The organism is Campylobacter concisus, assembly GCF_902460895.1.
In the GTDB taxonomy this organism is placed as follows: domain Bacteria; phylum Campylobacterota; class Campylobacteria; order Campylobacterales; family Campylobacteraceae; genus Campylobacter_A; species Campylobacter_A concisus_BC.
In genome coordinates, this window is sequence record NZ_CABPVL010000004.1 from 1 (window position 1) to 18,483 (window position 18,483).

General features: G+C 40.1%; 15 protein-coding genes and 1 pseudogene. 2 read left to right on the forward strand and 14 right to left on the reverse strand.

The window, feature by feature from the left end; all coding sequences use genetic code 11:
• The coding region (locus tag F3G98_RS06665; protein WP_411160834.1) for a site-specific DNA-methyltransferase at positions 1-1,163 on the reverse strand (1,163 nt) is incomplete at its 3' end.
• Positions 1,164-1,242: 79 nt separating this feature from the next.
• Between F3G98_RS06665 and serS the strand changes: the two genes are divergently transcribed.
• Complete coding sequence (serS, locus tag F3G98_RS06670; RefSeq protein WP_103607798.1) at positions 1,243-2,487, forward strand: serine--tRNA ligase; 1,245 nt, start codon at positions 1,243-1,245, stop codon at positions 2,485-2,487.
• On the forward strand, positions 2,487-4,853 hold the full coding sequence (locus F3G98_RS06675; RefSeq protein WP_149725926.1) for a tetratricopeptide repeat protein: 2,367 nt from the start codon (positions 2,487-2,489) through the stop codon (positions 4,851-4,853). The genes serS and F3G98_RS06675 overlap by 1 nt, the downstream gene beginning before the upstream one ends.
• Positions 4,854-4,914: 61 nt before the next feature.
• Here F3G98_RS06675 and F3G98_RS06680 read toward each other — a convergent pair whose 3' ends face one another.
• The 13 genes and pseudogenes from F3G98_RS06680 to F3G98_RS06740 form a co-directional block, all read right to left on the reverse strand.
• The gene (locus tag F3G98_RS06680) at positions 4,915-6,156 is read right to left on the reverse strand and encodes a DUF2920 family protein (RefSeq protein ID WP_103607796.1); all 1,242 of its coding nucleotides are present in this window, start codon (positions 6,154-6,156) and stop codon (positions 4,915-4,917) included.
• A 31-nt stretch (positions 6,157-6,187) separates the two neighbouring features.
• The gene (locus F3G98_RS06685; RefSeq protein WP_009294895.1) at positions 6,188-6,769 is read right to left on the reverse strand and encodes a hypothetical protein; all 582 of its coding nucleotides are present in this window, start codon (positions 6,767-6,769) and stop codon (positions 6,188-6,190) included.
• 8 nt (positions 6,770-6,777) lie between these two features.
• Positions 6,778-7,272 (reverse strand): TlpA family protein disulfide reductase, encoded by a 495-nt coding sequence (locus F3G98_RS06690; RefSeq protein ID WP_009294896.1) that lies wholly within the window; start codon positions 7,270-7,272, stop codon positions 6,778-6,780.
• Positions 7,262-7,951: an ABC transporter ATP-binding protein gene (locus tag F3G98_RS06695; RefSeq protein ID WP_004317741.1), complete on the reverse strand. Its 690-nt coding sequence runs from the start codon at positions 7,949-7,951 to the stop codon at positions 7,262-7,264. Before F3G98_RS06695 ends, F3G98_RS06690 begins: the two co-directional genes overlap by 11 nt.
• Position 7,952: 1 nt before the next feature.
• Positions 7,953-9,095, reverse strand: a complete 1,143-nt coding sequence (locus tag F3G98_RS06700; RefSeq protein WP_103617881.1) for an ABC transporter permease — start codon at positions 9,093-9,095, stop codon at positions 7,953-7,955.
• The gene (locus F3G98_RS06705; protein WP_103607795.1) at positions 9,082-10,374 is read right to left on the reverse strand and encodes an ABC transporter permease; all 1,293 of its coding nucleotides are present in this window, start codon (positions 10,372-10,374) and stop codon (positions 9,082-9,084) included. The genes F3G98_RS06700 and F3G98_RS06705 overlap by 14 nt, the downstream gene beginning before the upstream one ends.
• Positions 10,371-11,750 (reverse strand): Fe-S-containing protein, encoded by a 1,380-nt coding sequence (locus F3G98_RS06710; protein WP_103607794.1) that lies wholly within the window; start codon positions 11,748-11,750, stop codon positions 10,371-10,373. The genes F3G98_RS06705 and F3G98_RS06710 overlap by 4 nt, the downstream gene beginning before the upstream one ends.
• 51 nt (positions 11,751-11,801) lie before the next feature.
• Positions 11,802-12,323, reverse strand: coding sequence for an iron transporter (locus F3G98_RS06715; RefSeq protein WP_009294901.1), 522 nt, complete (start codon positions 12,321-12,323; stop codon positions 11,802-11,804).
• A gap of 20 nt (positions 12,324-12,343) precedes the next feature.
• Positions 12,344-14,287 (reverse strand): FTR1 family iron permease, encoded by a 1,944-nt coding sequence (locus tag F3G98_RS06720; RefSeq protein WP_103607793.1) that lies wholly within the window; start codon positions 14,285-14,287, stop codon positions 12,344-12,346.
• Between the two features lie 314 nt (positions 14,288-14,601).
• Complete coding sequence (gene fdh3B / locus F3G98_RS06725; RefSeq protein WP_021092752.1) at positions 14,602-15,162, reverse strand: formate dehydrogenase FDH3 subunit beta; 561 nt, start codon at positions 15,160-15,162, stop codon at positions 14,602-14,604.
• A gap of 10 nt (positions 15,163-15,172) precedes the next feature.
• On the reverse strand, positions 15,173-17,827 hold the full coding sequence (locus F3G98_RS06730) for a formate dehydrogenase subunit alpha (RefSeq protein ID WP_223231335.1): 2,655 nt from the start codon (positions 17,825-17,827) through the stop codon (positions 15,173-15,175).
• 60 nt (positions 17,828-17,887) lie between these two features.
• Positions 17,888-18,148: pseudogene (locus F3G98_RS11180) on the reverse strand (hypothetical protein); the annotation flags it as partial.
• Between the two features lie 11 nt (positions 18,149-18,159).
• A complete protein-coding gene (locus F3G98_RS06740; protein ID WP_004317725.1) occupies positions 18,160-18,366 on the reverse strand; it encodes a twin-arginine translocation signal domain-containing protein in 207 nt (68 codons plus the stop codon).
• Positions 18,367-18,483 lie beyond the last annotated feature (117 nt).

The window sequence follows — 18,483 nt, forward strand, 5'->3', positions numbered from 1 at the left end:
TTAGAATATTTACTGTTAGTAAATTCAAGACTTGAAATGGCTTTTGTTCTTTCAAAAAACTCAATTTTATATGGTTTTTTCTTAGAAATTTTGGCTTTAAAGTATGTTTTTGTATAAATCCTGTTATTTATAATCTCGATAAACCCATTTTCCAGTCCAAACTTAAATTTATCTTTGCTCCAACGCCAAACCCAATCTAGACTACCATGATTACCATTTTTCCTTTCTTGAAATGAATTAAAATCGCTACCAGCATAGAATTTTTTACCATCTATATCTATTTCATAATCCATTGTTTTACTATATTGTAATGAGTTATAATCTAGTGTTTGGTTCGTTTTATAGCCACCACGCTCTTTAAAAAATTCGTCTTGTTTAAAATAATCTTCTTCATTAACTTCATTTTGTTTTAGAGTCATTGTTTTTGCATAACAAAAAAGCCAATCATTATTTTTTGCTATTTCGTTAGTTGATTTTCCTTGAACTTTTGTAATCCTAGGGCAACAAGCCACAAAACTATCCTCCCCAAAAATTTCATCGCATAAAATTTTAAGCTGTGCTTGTTCATTATCATCAATACTTATAAATATCACGCCGTCATCGCGAAGTAGCTCCCTGGCAATATAAAGACGCGGATAGATAAAACTTAACCACGCAGAGTGCGAGTTTGAACCTTTTGCAGTAAATTCAAGCACTCGCTTGGCCTCTTCTTGTGAGATGCCGGCGAGACCAGAGAGTTCATCGACACTAAATTTTCTATCATCTTTATACACAAATCCATCACCACCAGTATTATAAGGGGGATCGATGTAAATCATCTTGATACTTTCAAAATAAGCATTTTTAAGATGTTTTAATACTTCAAGGTTGTCGCCCTTTATGAGTAAATTTTGTGCATTTTCGTTTTTAGAATTATGATCGATATCTGGCATTAAAAGCGTTTTGGGATTTAAATTAGCCATTAATCTCGCATAAGATTTGCCTAAAAATTTTAACTCAAAACCTTCTTTTTTGATATTTTCTACACCTAAAATTTGACTTAACGTTTCAATGTCAAATTTGCCACTTTTATCAAAGCATTGTGGAAAATTTTGTTTTAAAATAGCCAACTGCTTGCTATTTGCTGTAATATTCTTATTATCAAAAATATCTTGCGTCCGCATCGTACCTCCTTTAAGTTTTAGTCAAAATTATACTAATATTCGCTAAAATGTGCCCTAAATTCAATAAGGATAAGAAGCGATGATAAATTTAAAACTACTTGAGACAAACTACGATGAATTCGTAAAAAAACTAGAGGGCAAAAACGTTAAAGCTAGCCTACTAGACGAGCTTTTGCAGACTTTTAACGAGCTAAAGCAAAAACGCAAAGCGCTTGAAAATTTCCAAGCGATCCAAAATGCAAAGAGCAAAGAGCTTGGTGTAAAAGCAAGAGCCGGCGAGGACGTAAGCGAGCTTAAGAGTGAGCTAAATTTAAACAAAGCTGCCCTTGCTGACGCTGATGAGATCGTTAAACAATATGAAGAAAAGCTTGAGCAAATTTCATTTAGCGTGCCAAATATCACCGACGATGACGTGCCATTTGGCAAGGACGAGGACGATAATGTCTGCATAAAAACAGTGCTTGAGCCAACTAAATTTGACTTTAAGCCAAAGGAGCACTGGGAGCTAGGTGAGAGCCTTGGTTGGCTTGACTTTGAAAGGGGCGCAAAGCTCTCAGGATCGCGCTTTACCGTGCTTCGTGGCATGGGAGCAAGGCTTAGTAGAGCGCTTGTTAATTATATGATCGACTTTAACAGCGCGCGTGGCTTTGAGCTTGTAAATGTCCCTTATCTAGTAAGCTCAAACACACTTTTTGGCACCGGTCAGCTGCCTAAATTTGAAGAGGATCTTTACAAGGTGCGTGACGAGGATCTCTACCTCATTCCAACTAGCGAAGTGCCTGTGACAAATTTATACAATGACACCATCATTGAAGCCGAGCAGCTACCTATAAAGATGACTTGCTACTCAGCATGCTTCCGCCAAGAGGCAGGCTCAGCAGGACGTGACACAAGGGGCATGATCCGCCAGCACCAGTTTGAAAAGGTCGAGCTTGTAAGCATCACAAAGCCTGATCAAAGCGAGGGCGTGCTTGCTGAGATGATATCTTGCGCGAGCGACTTGCTAACTAGCCTTGGTTTGCCTCACCGCCACATGCTTCTTTGCAGCGGCGATCTAGGATTTAGTGCGGCAAAGACGGTAGATCTTGAGGTTTGGCTACCAGGTCAGGGCAAATACCGCGAGATAAGCTCTATCTCTAACACTCGTGATTTTCAAGCAAGAAGAGCGAAAATTCGCTTTAAAGATGGCAAGAAAAATATGCTTGTAAATACCCTAAATGGCTCAAGTCTGGCAGTTGGCAGAACGCTAATAGCGATAATGGAAAACTACCAAAAGGCTGATGGCACTATCGAAATTCCAGAAGTTCTTAAAAGGTATATGTAGTGGCTGATGACGAGGTTGTAGTTCTAAAACCACCTGGCGAGCAAGCAGAGCAAGCGCCTGAGGAGGCAAAGACAGAGGCACCTGAAGAGATCGTCTCGCTTGATAGCATCGCAAGTGACGGCGTGCTTCAAGATGAGAGTATCCCAGAGCCAATACCAGTAAAAAAGAGCAAGAAAAAGCTCTTTATCATCATCGGTGCGGCTGCTTTGGTGCTTGTCATCTTGATCGCTGTTTTGTTAATCGTCTTGCTAAAAAAAGATAAAAAAGAGGAGATAGACACTACAGCTATCGTAAAAAATATAGAAAACAACTACCAAACACAAAATTTTGGCGCTTCAAAGATCGACGAGATGATAAACAAGGCTAACCAGCTCTATGAGCGTGGCAATAAATTTGAAGCGTTAAAAATTTATGAAAACATAGCTGTTTACAACCAGTCGCTTTCAAACTACAACCTCGGCGTTTCGCAGATGAAACAAGAAAAATGTGACGAGGCGATCATCTCGTTTAACAAAGCGATAACTGACCGCGAAAACACCGCAGTTAGCGCCATAAACGCCGCTGTTTGCTCGCTCGAGCTAAATAACACCAAAAATTTCAACTACTACATAGGGCTTGCGGACTCCTTTTTGCAGTATGAAAACAGCTCGCCACTTTACAGCTACTACTATGCGCTGGTTAATTATTACAAGGGTAATTACTATGAGGCGTTGCAAGCTCTCTCTCACCCTAGCACAGATGACTACAAGGGCGAGTATGCTTACTTGAGCGCTAAAATTTTATCGCTTCTTGGCGATGATGAGAGAGCCATAGCCAAGCTTGAAGGGCAAAAGGCGTTTAAGGCTGACTTTACGCTAGCGCAGCTTTATGCAAGGCTTGGCAAATACGACAAGGCAAGGGACTATCTAACAAAGGCTTCTAAAAACACGCCAAATATCGACCTTATCAAGATGACTGAGGCGTTAATCGATCTAAAAACAGCTGATTATGGCGACGCAGCAGCATTTATCAAAGATGTTTATGACTACAACGCCTCGATGCCAAGTAAAATTTACAAGATAAAGACCATCCTAAAGCCAGATCTTTTTGACGTCAGCCTAGCTCAGGCGCACTTTAGCGACGATATGTTTTTTGATAGAACAAGACGCTACGAGACACTCTTTTACTTCGCACCTTACAAGGTTTTTGACGCGAAACAGAGCATCGAGCAGATAAGAAAAGGCGGTGTTAGCGTATTTTTAGATGACACCTCAGCGGCAAATGACTACCTTAGCCAAAGTGCCGCCGCCTCAAAGGTCAATGCCAAACTTAGCGAAGCCATCGCAAAGGCACTTAACTACCGCTTAAAAGAGGCAAACAAGGACTTTGAAGAGCTTGCCAAAGCCTATCCAAACCACTCGATCTTGCAGTATAACCTAGCTCTTAGCTACGCTCAGCTTGGGAATTTTAGCCTTGCTGCAAAGCATTTTATAGCAAGCTATCATCAAGATGTAAATAACCATCTCTCTGGCATCTTTGGCGCTATCTGCATGGATATAAATAGAAATTTAAATCCAAAGTTAGTTGAAGAGATCGGCGAAAATTTAGAAAATGACAAGAGCCTAAAGCCTGTAAATTTATATGCCTCACTTTTAAGCCTAGTTAGCGGCAACCAAAGTGCGATGATAAGGTGGCTTGAAGAGCCAAAAGAGCCTACGACGCTAAATTTGGCCTTTGATATCATCATCGCTAAAATTTCAAACAACGATGAGCTAATGTCAAAAAAAGCTGATGAGCTTATAAAAATCTTGCCAAACGATATCATCGCAAATATCTTAAATTTCATCTCTAAAAACAAAGATCAAAACGTCAAAGAGTATGCAAAAGCGATACAAATTTACTTCATCGATAAAAATCTCAACTCAAATGCCTTCTACCACGGTGCTGATATCATTAAAAAGCAATACATCAAGCTACTTCAGATCTCAGGCCTGCTAACAAGGGAGCGTGACAAGCTAAGAGCCCAGCTAAAAGAGGCTCCAAAAAATATAAATTTGATCCAAACTCTAGCCTACGTGGATATCTTTACAAACGACTTTGATGAGAGCTATAAGCTTTATAATGAGGCCATAGACGAGTTTAAGATAAATGACGCTGGCACGCTCTTTTTAGCGAGTGTAGCAGCCACTGGAGCGAACAAAATAACAAATGCTATCGCGCTTTTGGAGCTTACAAAGCTAAATGATCCAAGCTCTGTTGAAAACAGAGCCGCCCTTGGTTTTATGTATCAGCAAATCGATAACATAAAAGCAGCACTTATACAATATAGCAAAGTAGGAAACGTAGGATATAACAACGAATTTTATGATTTTATGATAGATAACTAAAGAAATTTAAAGCTAGGAGCTTAAATTTAGCCTCTAGCTTTAGATAAAAACGGCTCTAAATTTAAATATTAGTAACCTCAAGCCTTATCTGATCTGAGACTTCACTAAATTTATAAAGCAAATCACCACACTTATACTCTATACATTTTTCATTGATCTCATCTTTTTTAGACAAGATTTTCTTCATAACGCCAGGAAGCTCTCTTTGCAAAAGCAGTTTATAAGACATACCCATGCCGTGAGTTAGAGACTTTATAAATTTACCATCAACCTCGCTCTCATCTTTTATCATATGAAGCGTCGCGTCAAATTTAAGCTTATTAAGAGCCTCATAAAGCTCGGTTTTATCATTTGCGGGAGCTATATCATCATTCACACAATGATATCCAATATAAAACGTCTTTTTAAATTTACTCTGTACCTTTAAATGTTTCAGATTTAAGATATTTCTTATCTCTTCTCTAGATTCATTAAAATAATATAGTGAAGTCTTATCTAGTGTCCAATAGGTTTTATCAAAAAGATAGAGGCAAATATCTTGATAAAAGTCATCAGTCGCACAACAAAAAAATTTAGTAAAATCAATCTCTTTTCCAAAGCCAATAAGACGCCATAAAAATATAGCATAGGAGCTATTATCTATCACAGCATCTACTAACCACGGAGCAATTTTAGCTGATAAATTTGCAAGATAGCCACCATGTGAGCTTCCTACCAAAATAACAGGAATTTGACTAAATTTTCCAGCGCATAAATTATGTTTAGTATAAAGAATAGCATTTAATATATCAGTAGCTTGCATAATGCCAAAATTTTGGTATTCATCTTTTGTTGGATACATTGTGCAACTCAAATTTAGCTTATAACTTGCAGGCAAAATATTTGCCTTTTTTCTAAGAGTGATCTCCTCACTAAGACTTTCAAATAAAAAACATGTTTTTTTATAACTATCGACCGCCTTTATATCTATTGGTAATGTTATACCAATTTTGGCTAACTCATCTATTAATATCGCACGGTCCAAATCATCTAACAAACATTGAGCCCCAAGCTGTGGGCGGTTGCCTATGCAGTGATAATCCACACTAATACACGCCACATCATAGTTCTCTGCCATGGTCTGCATGAGATGAGCTCTATATCCAGAGTCAGAGTCTGCTCCAAGTCCAGGGATGATGACTAAAAGTGCTTTTGCCTCCTTGACATCGTCATAACAGGCATAAAAAGATAAAGCAGAGCTTCTTTTTATGCCAAGCTCCACATCATCACAAGATAAAATTTCGTAGCTTCCATCAACTAGCACCTTAACTCCTTTTAAATTTTGCTAAATTTCTCTACCTTTGTGAGACGTTATAAAAAAAGCTAACGATCTGTTTTGCTAGACGCTCTTTGAAAAATGGCCAGATATAACTTGGCGAATAGACATTGCCAGCTTGCATGAGCGAGATATTTGTCGCTTTCTCACCGCCATCTTTTGGGCGCACTAGCACGCTTACTTGCATGTAGTAAGCATAGCTGTTTGTGCTAAAGTCGTCATCATAATCATCATAATCAAACGGGAAAAACATCGAGTAGCCAAAGCCAAAACTTGGTCTGCCGAATCCATATCCCATGCCCATTGAAAATCTAGGATCTCTTTTGGTTGTCCTAGAAAAGCTTTGCACATCGCCAAGGATGATGAAGTCGGCATTTTTGATATTTGGCTCATTTCTAAAGCCAGCCTTTGCAAATTCGCTTAAAATTTCAGCATTTACATCTTGTCCAGTCGCACTATTTTTAAAATTTACATATACGCTTTTGTTTGCTTCTCCAAGCGTAAAAAAGATCGGATCACTCGTTTTTACTGAGATATTTGGCGTGCTGCTAGCACATCCGACAAAAAACACCGCCAGAACAAATAAAAAGAAATTTCTCATCTTCACTCCTATAAGAGCGATCTTATAGCACCTTCAAGCACACTTTTTGGTGTAAGACCGATAAATTTTGATCGCATCTTACCATCTTTATCAAAAAAATAGATAACTGGCACGCCCATAACGCCACCAACTGCCTTGCTGAAGTAATCCACTGAGACCTTGTCGCTTGTAGTTTTAAAGGTGATGTTGTGCTCTTTTAAGATTTCGATATCCTTATCAAAGCCCTTACTAGGCCCTAAAATGCCAATGAACTGAACCTCTTTGCCATACTCTTTTTCAAGTGCGTTTAGATCAGGGATCGCAGCCTTGCACACTCCGCAGTCCGTGCCAAAGAAAAAGAGCATATATGGCTTATCGCCTATCTTTAGGCGCTTTTCGGTAGGGAAAAACTGCGTATCGATGCCACTTGAGTCATTTAGAGTGATGTGGTGCTTCTCATACTGCTTGACGCAGCCCAAAACTAGGGCTGAGACTAGGCATAAAAGTAAAATTTTATATCGCATTTGGCACCTTTGGATTTTCGATAGTGCGGATCTTCTCTAGTTTGCCGTGTCTTAGATAGACGATCTTATCGCCATACTCACCAAGATCTGGGTTGTGCGTGACTAGAAGTATCGTTTTGCCCTCTTTTCTTAGCTTACAAAATAGATCAAGTATGATCCTCTCATTTGCCTCGTCAAGGTTACCAGTTGGCTCATCTGCTATTAAAATTTCAGGGTCGTTTATGAGCGAGCGCGCGATACAAAGGCGTTGCTGCTCGCCACCACTTAGCTGACTTGGTCTGTGCGTTAGCCTGTGAGAGAGGCCAACTGCCTCAAGCGCCTTTTTAGCATCCTCTTCATCGACTGAGCTGTGATAATACTGCGCTATCATCACGTTTTCAAGCGCGCTAAGATACGGCACTAGGTGAAACTGCTGAAAGACAAGTCCGATCTTTTCACGTCTAAATTTAAGCGTATCATCGGCATTTAGGTTGCTCGCATCATCGCCGCCAAGCATATAAACGCCACTACTTGGAGTATCCATTAGAGAAAGGATATTTACAAGCGTACTCTTACCACTACCACTTGGCCCCATGACGCTGACCCACTCGCCTTTTTTAACCTCAAAACTTATATCATCAAGTGCTTTTACATCGCCAAAAATTTTACAAATATTTTTAAGTTCTAGTGCATTTTGCATATCATTCTCCTCTTAGTGTATCTGCCATTTTGTTATTAAGTGCCCGCTTAATCGGGTAAAACGCTGCGATCGCTGCAAAAAGAAGTGATATGACCACAGCTACTGGGATGCTTAGAATTCTAAAATCAATACTAGAATCAAATATCGCATAACCTAAAATTTGAGCTAGTAGATAACCTAAAAACGCTCCGACTAACGCTGAGATGAGCGCTGTCACAAATGTTTCAAAGCCAAACAGCCTTAGCACGTCTTTTTTGCTTGCGCCTATGGCTCTAAGAAGTGCGATCTCACGTGATCGAGAGAGCAAGATAGCACTAAGCGTTGTATTTACGCACATTGAAGTGATAAGCAAGATGACAAGGCTGACAAGAGCCATTAGAAGTTTGATCTTCTCTAAGATATAGCCCTCAGACTTTGAGACCTTTGCCACTGGTTTTGCGACTATTTCATCGTTGCTTATAGTCTTTGCAAGTGATGTTATCTCGTCAAAATTTCCAAGCACAACAGCTTCAGCATAGTTTGTCTTGCCAACTTTGTTTGAAATTTTCTGAGCCAAAGATAGTGACGTGATCAAAAGAGCGTCCTCTTTATCGCCACTTGCCACTACGCCTTTTATCTTTACATTTATGCTCTCATTTGAGCCAATGGCACGAATTTCTATATCATCGCCTGCTTTAAAGCCAGCTTGACGAGCAAGATCGACGCCTATTAGCACGTTTTTATCGTCAAAATCGACATTTATCATAGTTCCATCTCTAACATCTAAAAACGGCTTAACCTTTTTTAGATTGCTAAATTTTGTCCCCATTACGATGGCATTTGTTGGACCGATATTTGCCTGAGCAAAGAGATAACCGCTCTCGCCTAAAAGCTTATCTTTTGGCACTTTAGCGATCATTTCATTATAAGTTTTTTCACTCATATCATCACTTGTCGCCATATCTTTTGGAGCAAAGATCATATTTGCACCATAAGTTTTTAGCTCGCGTGAGACCTTTGAGTCGATGTCCAAATAGACATTGACAAATGCCGCGCACACGCACGCTCCAAGTAAGATCGAGATGACGATGACCATAACCCTTGATGAGCCATTTTTTAGGCTTTTGTAGATCAGGTTGTAAAAGAATTTGCTATTTGCGGTCATATAGCACCTCCGCAGGTAGTAAATTTATGACGTTTCTCATTGGCATTAGCGAGCCAACGACTGAGATGAGCAAGGCAAATGCCACGCTAATTGGCAGCACGATCCATGCTATGCCTATGCCGTGAGAGAAGATGATGTAAGACATCACGTAGCTTAGCGCGTATCCTAAAAATGCTCCCGTGATGCCTGCAAAAAAGGCAACCACAAGGCTCTCGCTAGCAAAAAGGGCGTAAATTTCAAAGTTACTTGCGCCTATGGCTTTTAAAAGGCCGATCTCTTTTTTGCGGCGGTAAATTTCACTTGTCATTAGCGACGTTATGCCAATAGCTGAGACCACAAGAGCGATGATACTAACGATGCCCATTAGGCTTTGAATTTTCTTTACGATATTACTCTCAGCATCACTTACTTGAAGGCTTGCCTTTGCGCTAACGTTTGGTAAATTTTCTTCTATCTGAAATGCGATAGATCCTGCATAGGCTGAGCAGTACCATTTGTCGTACTCTGCGCTATCAAGATTGTCTAAATTTCTTCTTGCTTTTAGCGATAGGTCGTTTTCTGGGATCGTCATGGCTGAGACCTCAGCTTTTGTGTATGAGCCAGCGTGTCCTGAGAGATCGCCAGCAAGTTTGAGCGAGCCTATTAGCTTATGTGCCTCATCGCTTGCCCCTTTTAAGATGCCAACCACGCTAGCCTCTTTTGTGCCATTTTTGCCTACAAGGCTAAGCTTGTCACCAACTTTTAAATTTTTAGCCTTAGCAAGCTCATCTCCTACTAAAATTTCATCCATGCTTTCATCTTTTGGCCAAGCGCCCTCAACACCCCAAAATCCATACAAGCTCTTAACGCCTGTGCTAAATTCTGGCTCGTCTTTTAGTCCGATATTTTTATCAAAATATGTCCCCTCAAAGCTAAACTCATCGCCCTTAGCGTCTTTTACCTTTGCCTCTAAAAATGGAGCAAAAGCGACGATGTTATTTCGCCAAAAGATCTCTTTTATCTTGTAGATATCAGCCTCTGGGAGTAAATTTTGTGATTTTAGTGGGGTGAAATTTTTACCCTCGATCTCGATGCTCAGGCTCTCACCGCGTGGCAAAACGACGATATTTGAGCCATATCCTCTAAGCTCGCTTGCCACTTGATCGCCGATTTTTAGCGTGATATTTAGCATGCAAGCTATCAAAAGAGCAGCTAGTAAGATGGTGATAAACGCCATCGTCTTTTGCACCTTTGAGCCAGTGATCGAGCTTTTTATCATTCTTAGTTGCATATTTTTCATTTTAACGTTCCATTTGTTTCTACATATTTTTCTGGATTTGCTTCAAATTTCGCCTGAGTTTCGTTGCTCTCAAAGAAGTATGTGCGTCCGTAGTATAAATATGATCTTGAATCAAGATTGCTCACCTTTTTGCGACTAACTGGGTCAAGCACCATCTTTTCGACGACCTTGCTAAAGTAGTTTGCCCCTGCGACGATCGTTTTATAATCAACTATGATATTTTTACCATCAAAGGTAAATGCCATAGGGATCGGGTTACAACCGCCCTCTTTACCAACTGACGGCAAGAAAATTCTGACATTACAAGAGATGCAGATAAGGTCGTTTCCTTTCTTGATATAGCCCATGTCGCCGCAGATCATGCACGAGTCAAAGACGATGACTGGAGATGGGCGGTCACTAAAACGGTTTAGCAAGAAAAATCTTATCTGTTTGCCCTCATCTGTGATGTAGGCAAATCTGTGAAGTTCATTATCTTTTAACATATCAACATCAAATATAAATTTATCTCCCACTGGCTCAACCAAGATCGGCTCTGAAATTTGAGGTGGGCGAGATGCGTAAAGATCAAAATAAAGTGAAAATCCAAGCGCTATTAAAACGCTACAAAATGCAAATTTTGCATTGTCAAAGACATTTTCCCTAATAGCTTTTGTAAAGCGGTATTTGATAGAGCCAAACGTGCTCTTATCGATACTTTTTGGCATAAAGCAAAGCGCGATGATACATAAAAGTAGGATCACTACTATGTAAAAATAGGCACTAAATTCTGTGACGTAGATGCCTTTTGCGCTGATAGATAAAATTTGAGAATTTAGCTCGCTACTTATCTTTAAAGCGCCTGCACGCAAAAGCTCAAGTGCAGTTTGTGAGCTTCTATCAACTAGTAAAAATACTAATGTGATAAGAGCTAAAATTTTAGCTATTGATGATGGTATGCTTGCTTTTAAATTTGAAATGAAGAAAAATAAAAATAGTATCAAGATCATCGCAAAGATCATCAAAAAGAAGCTTATGACTGAAAGCGTGTCAAGCAGTTCGCCACCAAATAACGGGAACAAAGCGCTACTTGAGCTATAGCCAAAGCCAAAGCCGATGCCTAAAATAGAAAACGTTACGATTTTTGCTATCTTAAGCTCGAAAAATATCCATAAAATGCTAATTAGTAAAAAAACTAGTGTCACAGAATCTATGAAAATTTTAAACTGATCATCAACAAGCGCATGACGAGCAGCTTTAAAGATAAGCACACCAGCAACAACGCCAAGAAATGACGGTAAAAAGATCGTTTTTAAACTTTTGCCATTGTTATTTAAGGCAGCAAAAAGCGTAAATCCAAGGAGGGCTAAAAAGACCTGATAGAAGTAAATTGACATAACTAAACCCTATGAGAATTTTTAAAAAGGGGCGAGAACGCCCCAAAGTGATTATTTAACAGGACCACCTGTCCATTGAAATTTATAAGTTGTTGTGAAAGGCTCAAACCATTTACCAACACCAGTCTCTTTGTCAGCGTGGCGACCAAAGCCTTGTTTTTCTGGATTGTCGATGTGGAATTTAAGCTCATAGTTACCAACGCCTGTATCCATTTTTACGTTAGCACCGTAGTGTGGGCCATCGCTTGCAACCATTGGCATAAATGTACCTTTTTTAGTTTTACCATTATCAAGGTTTTTTAGCTCATAGTTGATCTTTAGGTATGGGATCCACTCGCCTTCGCCAAAGCCGTTTTTGTTGCCTTTTACAGCGTGGATGTCAGCTTCTAAGTGAAGATCAGCCAAGCTTGGAGCTAGATCAACGCCTTTTGGCTCCATGTCGATTGGCTCAAGATAAACAGCAGCTATCTCCATACCATTAGCCTCTACAGGCTCGCCGATTGGGTGCTCTCCAGCAAGTGCAAAACCAGCTGCTAGACTAAGTGCTAGAGCTGAACTAAGAATTTTATTCATTTCCTCTCCTTTTAATAAGATTAGTTTTTATTTTGTTTTGATTTCATGATAACGATACCTATAATTAGGGCAAGCACCATAATGATTTGAGGTATTAAACTCTCGTAATATGGCATAAGTCCTAGCCAGTCTCTCATCCAGTCAGGAAAATTTAGTCCTTTTATGATAGTTGGGATGAAAATTTTGCCCTCAACTAGCTCGCCAACGCCCTTGCCAACAAAGACGATCGACATGTAAAAGATGATAGCTGATGTAAATATAAAAAATGGCTTAATAGGAATTTTAATAGCGAAAATTTTAAATAAGAAATAGACTATCAAAAGAACGATAAGACCTACAACAAAGCCAGCTGCGATCATTAAGTAGCCAGCTGAGTCTTTTGCATCAAAGATAAGCGCTTGATAAAATAGCACTGTCTCAGCGCCCTCTCTAAATACCGCTAAAAATACAGTCCACCAAAGCGCTGTGCTTGAGCCACTTGAGATAGACTCAGATACGTGAGATTTGATATAGTCGTTCCATTTTTTAGCGCCAGCATTTGAAAGAAGCCAGAAGCCAACATAAAATAGAAGTCCCACAGCAACAAGCATCGTGATGCCTTCCATAAGCTCTCTTTTTTGACCTGCTGCCTCGCCAAAGATGACGTTCATTATCCAAGCCATGACAAAGCTTAAGATGACAGCTACGCCAACTGAGCTATATACAACCTTGCCCATAGCTTTTGCATTGCCAGTTTTTACAAGATATGCAACAACAGCTGCAACGATGATAAGAGCTTCAAAGCCCTCTCTTAAGATGATAGTTAGAGCCCAGATAAATAGCGTCCAAGGTGAGCTTGAACCGCTAGTTTTCTCAAGTGCGGCTGCTAGCTGAGATGACATCTTGCTTGCACTCTCTTCAAGTGTTTTTTCGTCTGCACCTGATTTCATAAGGGCCACAAGGTTACCAAATGTAGCTTCGATAGCTGTTTTTAAATTTACATCTATCGCACCTACTTTGTTCTCCATGCCGCTACCTTCAAACTCATCAAAGTAGATGTCTTGGATATCGCCCATAGCTTTAGCGCTATTGCCACCTTTGTAAAGCGCGATGGCTGCTTGAATTTTGTCATTTATGTTTTTAACAGTTTGAGTGTAGTCTGTGCCACTATCTTCGCTGCTATCGCTAGATGCTGCACTACTCATATCAACTTTTGCTAGTTTTACTGTTTCAGCTGGAAGTTTTGCAACGGCATCATAAGCTAACTTTTTGATCTCTTCTAGCTTTACTTTAAAGTCATCTTTGCTTATGCCATTTGTGATGCCACTGATCGCTTCACCCATCTTTCTTTGGATGTCAGCATCTATGCTTTTGCCATTTTCTATATATTGGCGAACGGCGATTTCAAGTTGAGTGTTTCTATAATCATTAAATTTAGCATCTTGGATAGAATTTTTAGCATCATCTTGTTTATCGCTCTCGTAGCTTGCTATGGCTTTATCCAAAGTAGCTGATAAATTTTCAAATGCCACCTTCCACTCAGGGATAAATTTAGAAGTGTCATAGCCACTTGCAGCAGCTTGTGCTGGGCTGTCTGAGTACTCACCAACAAGCTTATGACCATTTAAAATAACTGGCAAAACTTCAGCGATTTCGCTATTTATCTGATCTATTCTTTTTTGCACGTCATCTGGTGCTTCGCCAGCTTTTATCGCCTTTCTGATCTCGCCAAACTGCTTCTCCATAGAGTAAGCTTTTTTCTGACCTAAATTTATTCTGATGCCAGCTTCGACATCTTCAAATAGGCCAAAATAAGCATTTTGAGTATCGCTAACTGCTTGCTCGACGTTGCCAGCTCTATACTCTGTTATTACTTTTTGTAATGACTCTTTTATCTGAGCTGCGACTTGTGTGTAGTCGTCATTTTTTGCTACAAGCCAGATAGGCAGTAGCATGATAAGCATAAATTTAAAAAATTTATTCATTAGTTAAACCACCTGTAAAATATATTTTGCCCGAATATTAGCAAGCCTTTACTTTGATTAAAATAAAAACGATTATCATAAAAGAATGTAAATTGAAAGCATAAATAATATTTTTTACAATCTAATAATCAACTTTACGTAAATTTAGGGCTTTAGAGGGTTAGAGTAAAATTTCATATTGAGATAAAAAAGTTATATATTTTTGATAATTTTAATAGATAAGAAAAATTATTGATGAAATTTTAGATTATAAAAATCATAAAAATAATTTAAATTTTATAAATTTAAAAGGAGAGCAAGCGCCCTCCTTAATGTTATACGTTTAGTCCTGTATTTCTTAGCATAACGCGTTTGCGATATACATTTGAAACCTCAGCAGCGTCGCCAACTAAAAGTGCGTTTGTAGAACAGATAGCCGCACACATAGGCACTTTGCCCTCAGCCATTCTGTTTTGACCGTAAAGCTCTCTCTCCTCGTGTGAGTTAGTTGGCTCTGGACCGCCTGCGCACATAGTGCATTTATCCATTACGCCTTTTACGCCAAATGCCCCATCTTTAGGAAACTGTGGCGCACCAAATGGACAAGCATATAAGCAGTATCCACAGCCTATGCACTTGTTTTTATCGTGAAGCACGATGCCATCAGCTCTAATGTAGAAGCAATCAACCGGACAAACTTGCTCGCAAGGTGCATCGGTGCAGTGCTGACACGCGATAGTGGTTGAAACCTCTTTGCCCTCGATACCATCGTGAAGTGTGATAACCTTTCTTCTATAAATTCCTACTGGAAGCTCATGAGCAGAAGAGCAAGCGACTTGACATCCATAGCAGCTGATACATCTATTAGTATCTACAAAAAATTTCATTCTTGCCATTTTTCTCTCCTTACTCTTTACCTAGGGCGTCTCTCTCGCCATACTCGTGATAAAACGATGTTTTAAAGGTATTCTCCTCAGCTTTTTCTATACGGCAAAGACCTGCGTTAAATTCTGAAATTTGAGTAACAGGGTCAAATCCGTAGTTAGTAACTGTGTTAAAGCTCTCGCCGATAACATAAGGCTTAGTGCCCTCTGGGTAGCGAGCTGAGAGATCGACACCTTGCATAACGCCAGCGAAGTTGTAAGGCATACAAATTCTATCTGGAGTGACCATATAGCTGTGATAGCACCTTACTTTGATCTTCGTGCCTTGTGGGCTGTGGATCCACATCATATCGCGATCTTTTATGCCGTATTTTAAAGCAAGCTCAGGATGGACATTAGCAAACATCTCAGGTGTGATAGCTGAGAGGTATTTACTAGTTCTTTCTATCATTCCCGCACCACTTAAATTTACGACGCGTTGCGTGCTAAATACGATAGGAAACTCTTTTGACCAGTCTTTTGCTTGTTGCTCTGACTTAAATTTAGTAGAAACACGGAAATTTCTAGCTTGATCATCAAATGTTGGATACTTTTGGACAAGATCCCATCGTGGTGAGTGGATAGGCTCTCTATGTTTTGGGATAGGATCAAGAAATTCCCAAACGATAGCTCTAGCCCTTGCATTACCATACGGCACGACCCCTTTTTCACGGCATTTTTCTAATATGATACCGCTGTAGTCCATGCTCCAGCTTGGTCCTATCTTAGCTCTCTCTTCTTCTGTTAGAGTGATGCCTAGGACTTTTTCTATATTATCTTTTGTGATTTGTGGATAGCCACCTTTTATAGCTGAGCCAACCAAAGTTGCCTCTTCGCTAGCTAGCTGGCTAACGCCGTTATGCTCTAAGCCAAAGCGGTTTCTAAAGCCAGAGCCGCCCTCTGCATAAGGCTTACTCATATCGTAAAGTATCGGTGTGCCAGGGTGTTTTTCATCCCATGCTGGCCATGGCTTGCCGTAGTACTCGCCTTTTACTTCGCCGCCAAGACCTATTAGCGTATCTGGGTCAAATTTATCCCAGTTTGCTTGGTGACGTCTAAACATCTCAGCAGTTCTGCCGCCATAACCGATAGAATTTCCAACCCTTGCTATCTCGTTTGTCGCATCATCTGGCCATACAAAGTCATCTTTTACTTGTTTTAGCTCCCTATCTACAACAGCCATCTTCATGCCTTTTACGTATTCATCGTAAAAGCCAAATTTCTTAGCAAATGCAAACATTACTTCGTGATCGCCCTTGCTCTCATAAAGTGGATCAACGACTTTTGTTCTCCACTGACCTGAGCGGTTTGTAGCGTTTAGGTGACCTTCGTTTTCAAAGGCAGTTGCCACTGGCAAGATATAAACGCCATCTTTTCTATCTGAAAGGATAGAAATTTCATTTACAAATGGCTCAGCAACTACGATCATATCTAGTTTTGAAGCCGCTTCTTGAATTTTAGCTAGGTGCGCCATAGATGTAAGGCCAGTTCCTTGAACCCAAAGAACTCTTAACGCGCCACTGCTAAAGGTATTTTCCTCTTTTAAGACGCCTTGCCACCATTTTGAAAGTGACCAGCCTTTTTCATTTCTCCAGTTTCTATCCTCTGGGTTTTTAGGATCGTGGTAGTAATACTCTTCAAAAACAGTGTTTTTAACTGGCGTGCCGCCTTGTTTTGGCTCTTTGGTTGAGACTGCAAAGCGTTTTACAAACTCGTCATAATCAACGCCCCAGCCTTGGCAGTAATACTTCCAAGCCGCGTCAGTTAGTCCGTAATACATCGGCAAGCTATCTGAGAGGTTACACATATCGGTTGAGCCTTGAACGTTGTCGTGACCACGGATGATGTTACAGCCGCCGCCTGGTTTGCCCATATTGCCTAAGATTAGTTGAAGTATAGGTAAAATTCTAGTATTTGAGCTACCAACTGAGTGCTGTGTGATGCCAAGAGCCCAGACCACTGTGCCTGGTTTTGTGTGAGCTAGGATATTTGCAGCCTCTATCAGCTTATCAACTGGCACGCCTGTAACGTCAGATGTAACCTCTGGTGTCCAGTGCTCAGCCTCTTTTGCTATCTCATCGATGCCGTAAGTTCTATTTTTTATAAATTCTTTATCTTCCCAGCCATTTTTTAAGATGATGTGGATAAGTCCATAAACAAGCGCTATGTCGGTGCCTGATCTTTGTCTTAGATATAGATCAGCGTGAGCGGCTGATTTTGTAAAGTTTGGATCAGCTACGATCACCTTTGCGTTGTTTCTATCTTTTGCTTGCAAAGTGTGCTTCATACCGCCAACTGGATTTGCCACAGCTGGGTTTGCACCTATTATAAATATACATTTTGAATTTGCAGCCATATCTCCAAAGTGGTTTGTCATCGCGCCATAACCCCAAGTATTCGCCACACCGGCGACTGTTGCGCTATGTCAAATTCTTGCTACGTGGTCGTTGCTGTTTGTGCCCCAAAACGCAGCAAATTTTCTAAAGTAATATGCTTGCTCGTTGTTAAATTTCGCAGATCCTAAGAATATAACGCTATCAGGACCATCTTCTTTGCGGATCTGAAGCATCTTATCACCGATCTCATTTACGGCTTGATCCCATGAAATTCTTTGCCATTTGCCATCAACTTTTTTCATAGGATATTTGATGCGTTGTTTGCTGTGTGTAAGGTCGATCTGATCGATACCTTTTGAGCAGTGTGAGCCTTGAGATATCGGGTGAAACATCGCCATATCTTGACGAACCCAAACGCCATCTTGTACCTCAGCCTCGATACCACAGCCTGCTGAGCATATAGAACATATCGTTCTAACCTTTTTTGAGCCAGGAAAAGGATCTTTTATCTCCTCTGCGCTCGCCTGTCTTATCGTATCATTTTGTCCAAAAGCCATTGTGGTGCCTGCACCTAGTGCGGCTAGCTTTAAAAATGAACGTCTTCCTATACGTGCATCACTCATGGTTTTCTCCCTTAGTAAGCGATTTTATAGTAGGTTTCCCAGTTCTTGCTTTTTTTATAAAGCACCTCTTTTTTGTTAGACTTGCCTACGACAACGCCATTGTCATCAGGAGCCAAGTCATCGCTAGTCACTTTTGCTACGGCTGAGACTGCGAGTACTCCGCTGGCAGCACCGACTTTTAGAGATTTTTTGAGAAAATCTCTTCTTGATCCTTGCATTTTTTCTCCTTATGCCTCAAAATTTTTGAGAAATTTGGTTCATTAATATGTAAAATTTGCATATTTAGAATTTCTAAAATATCACAAATAGCCTATTTTAGGGCATTTTAGTACCCT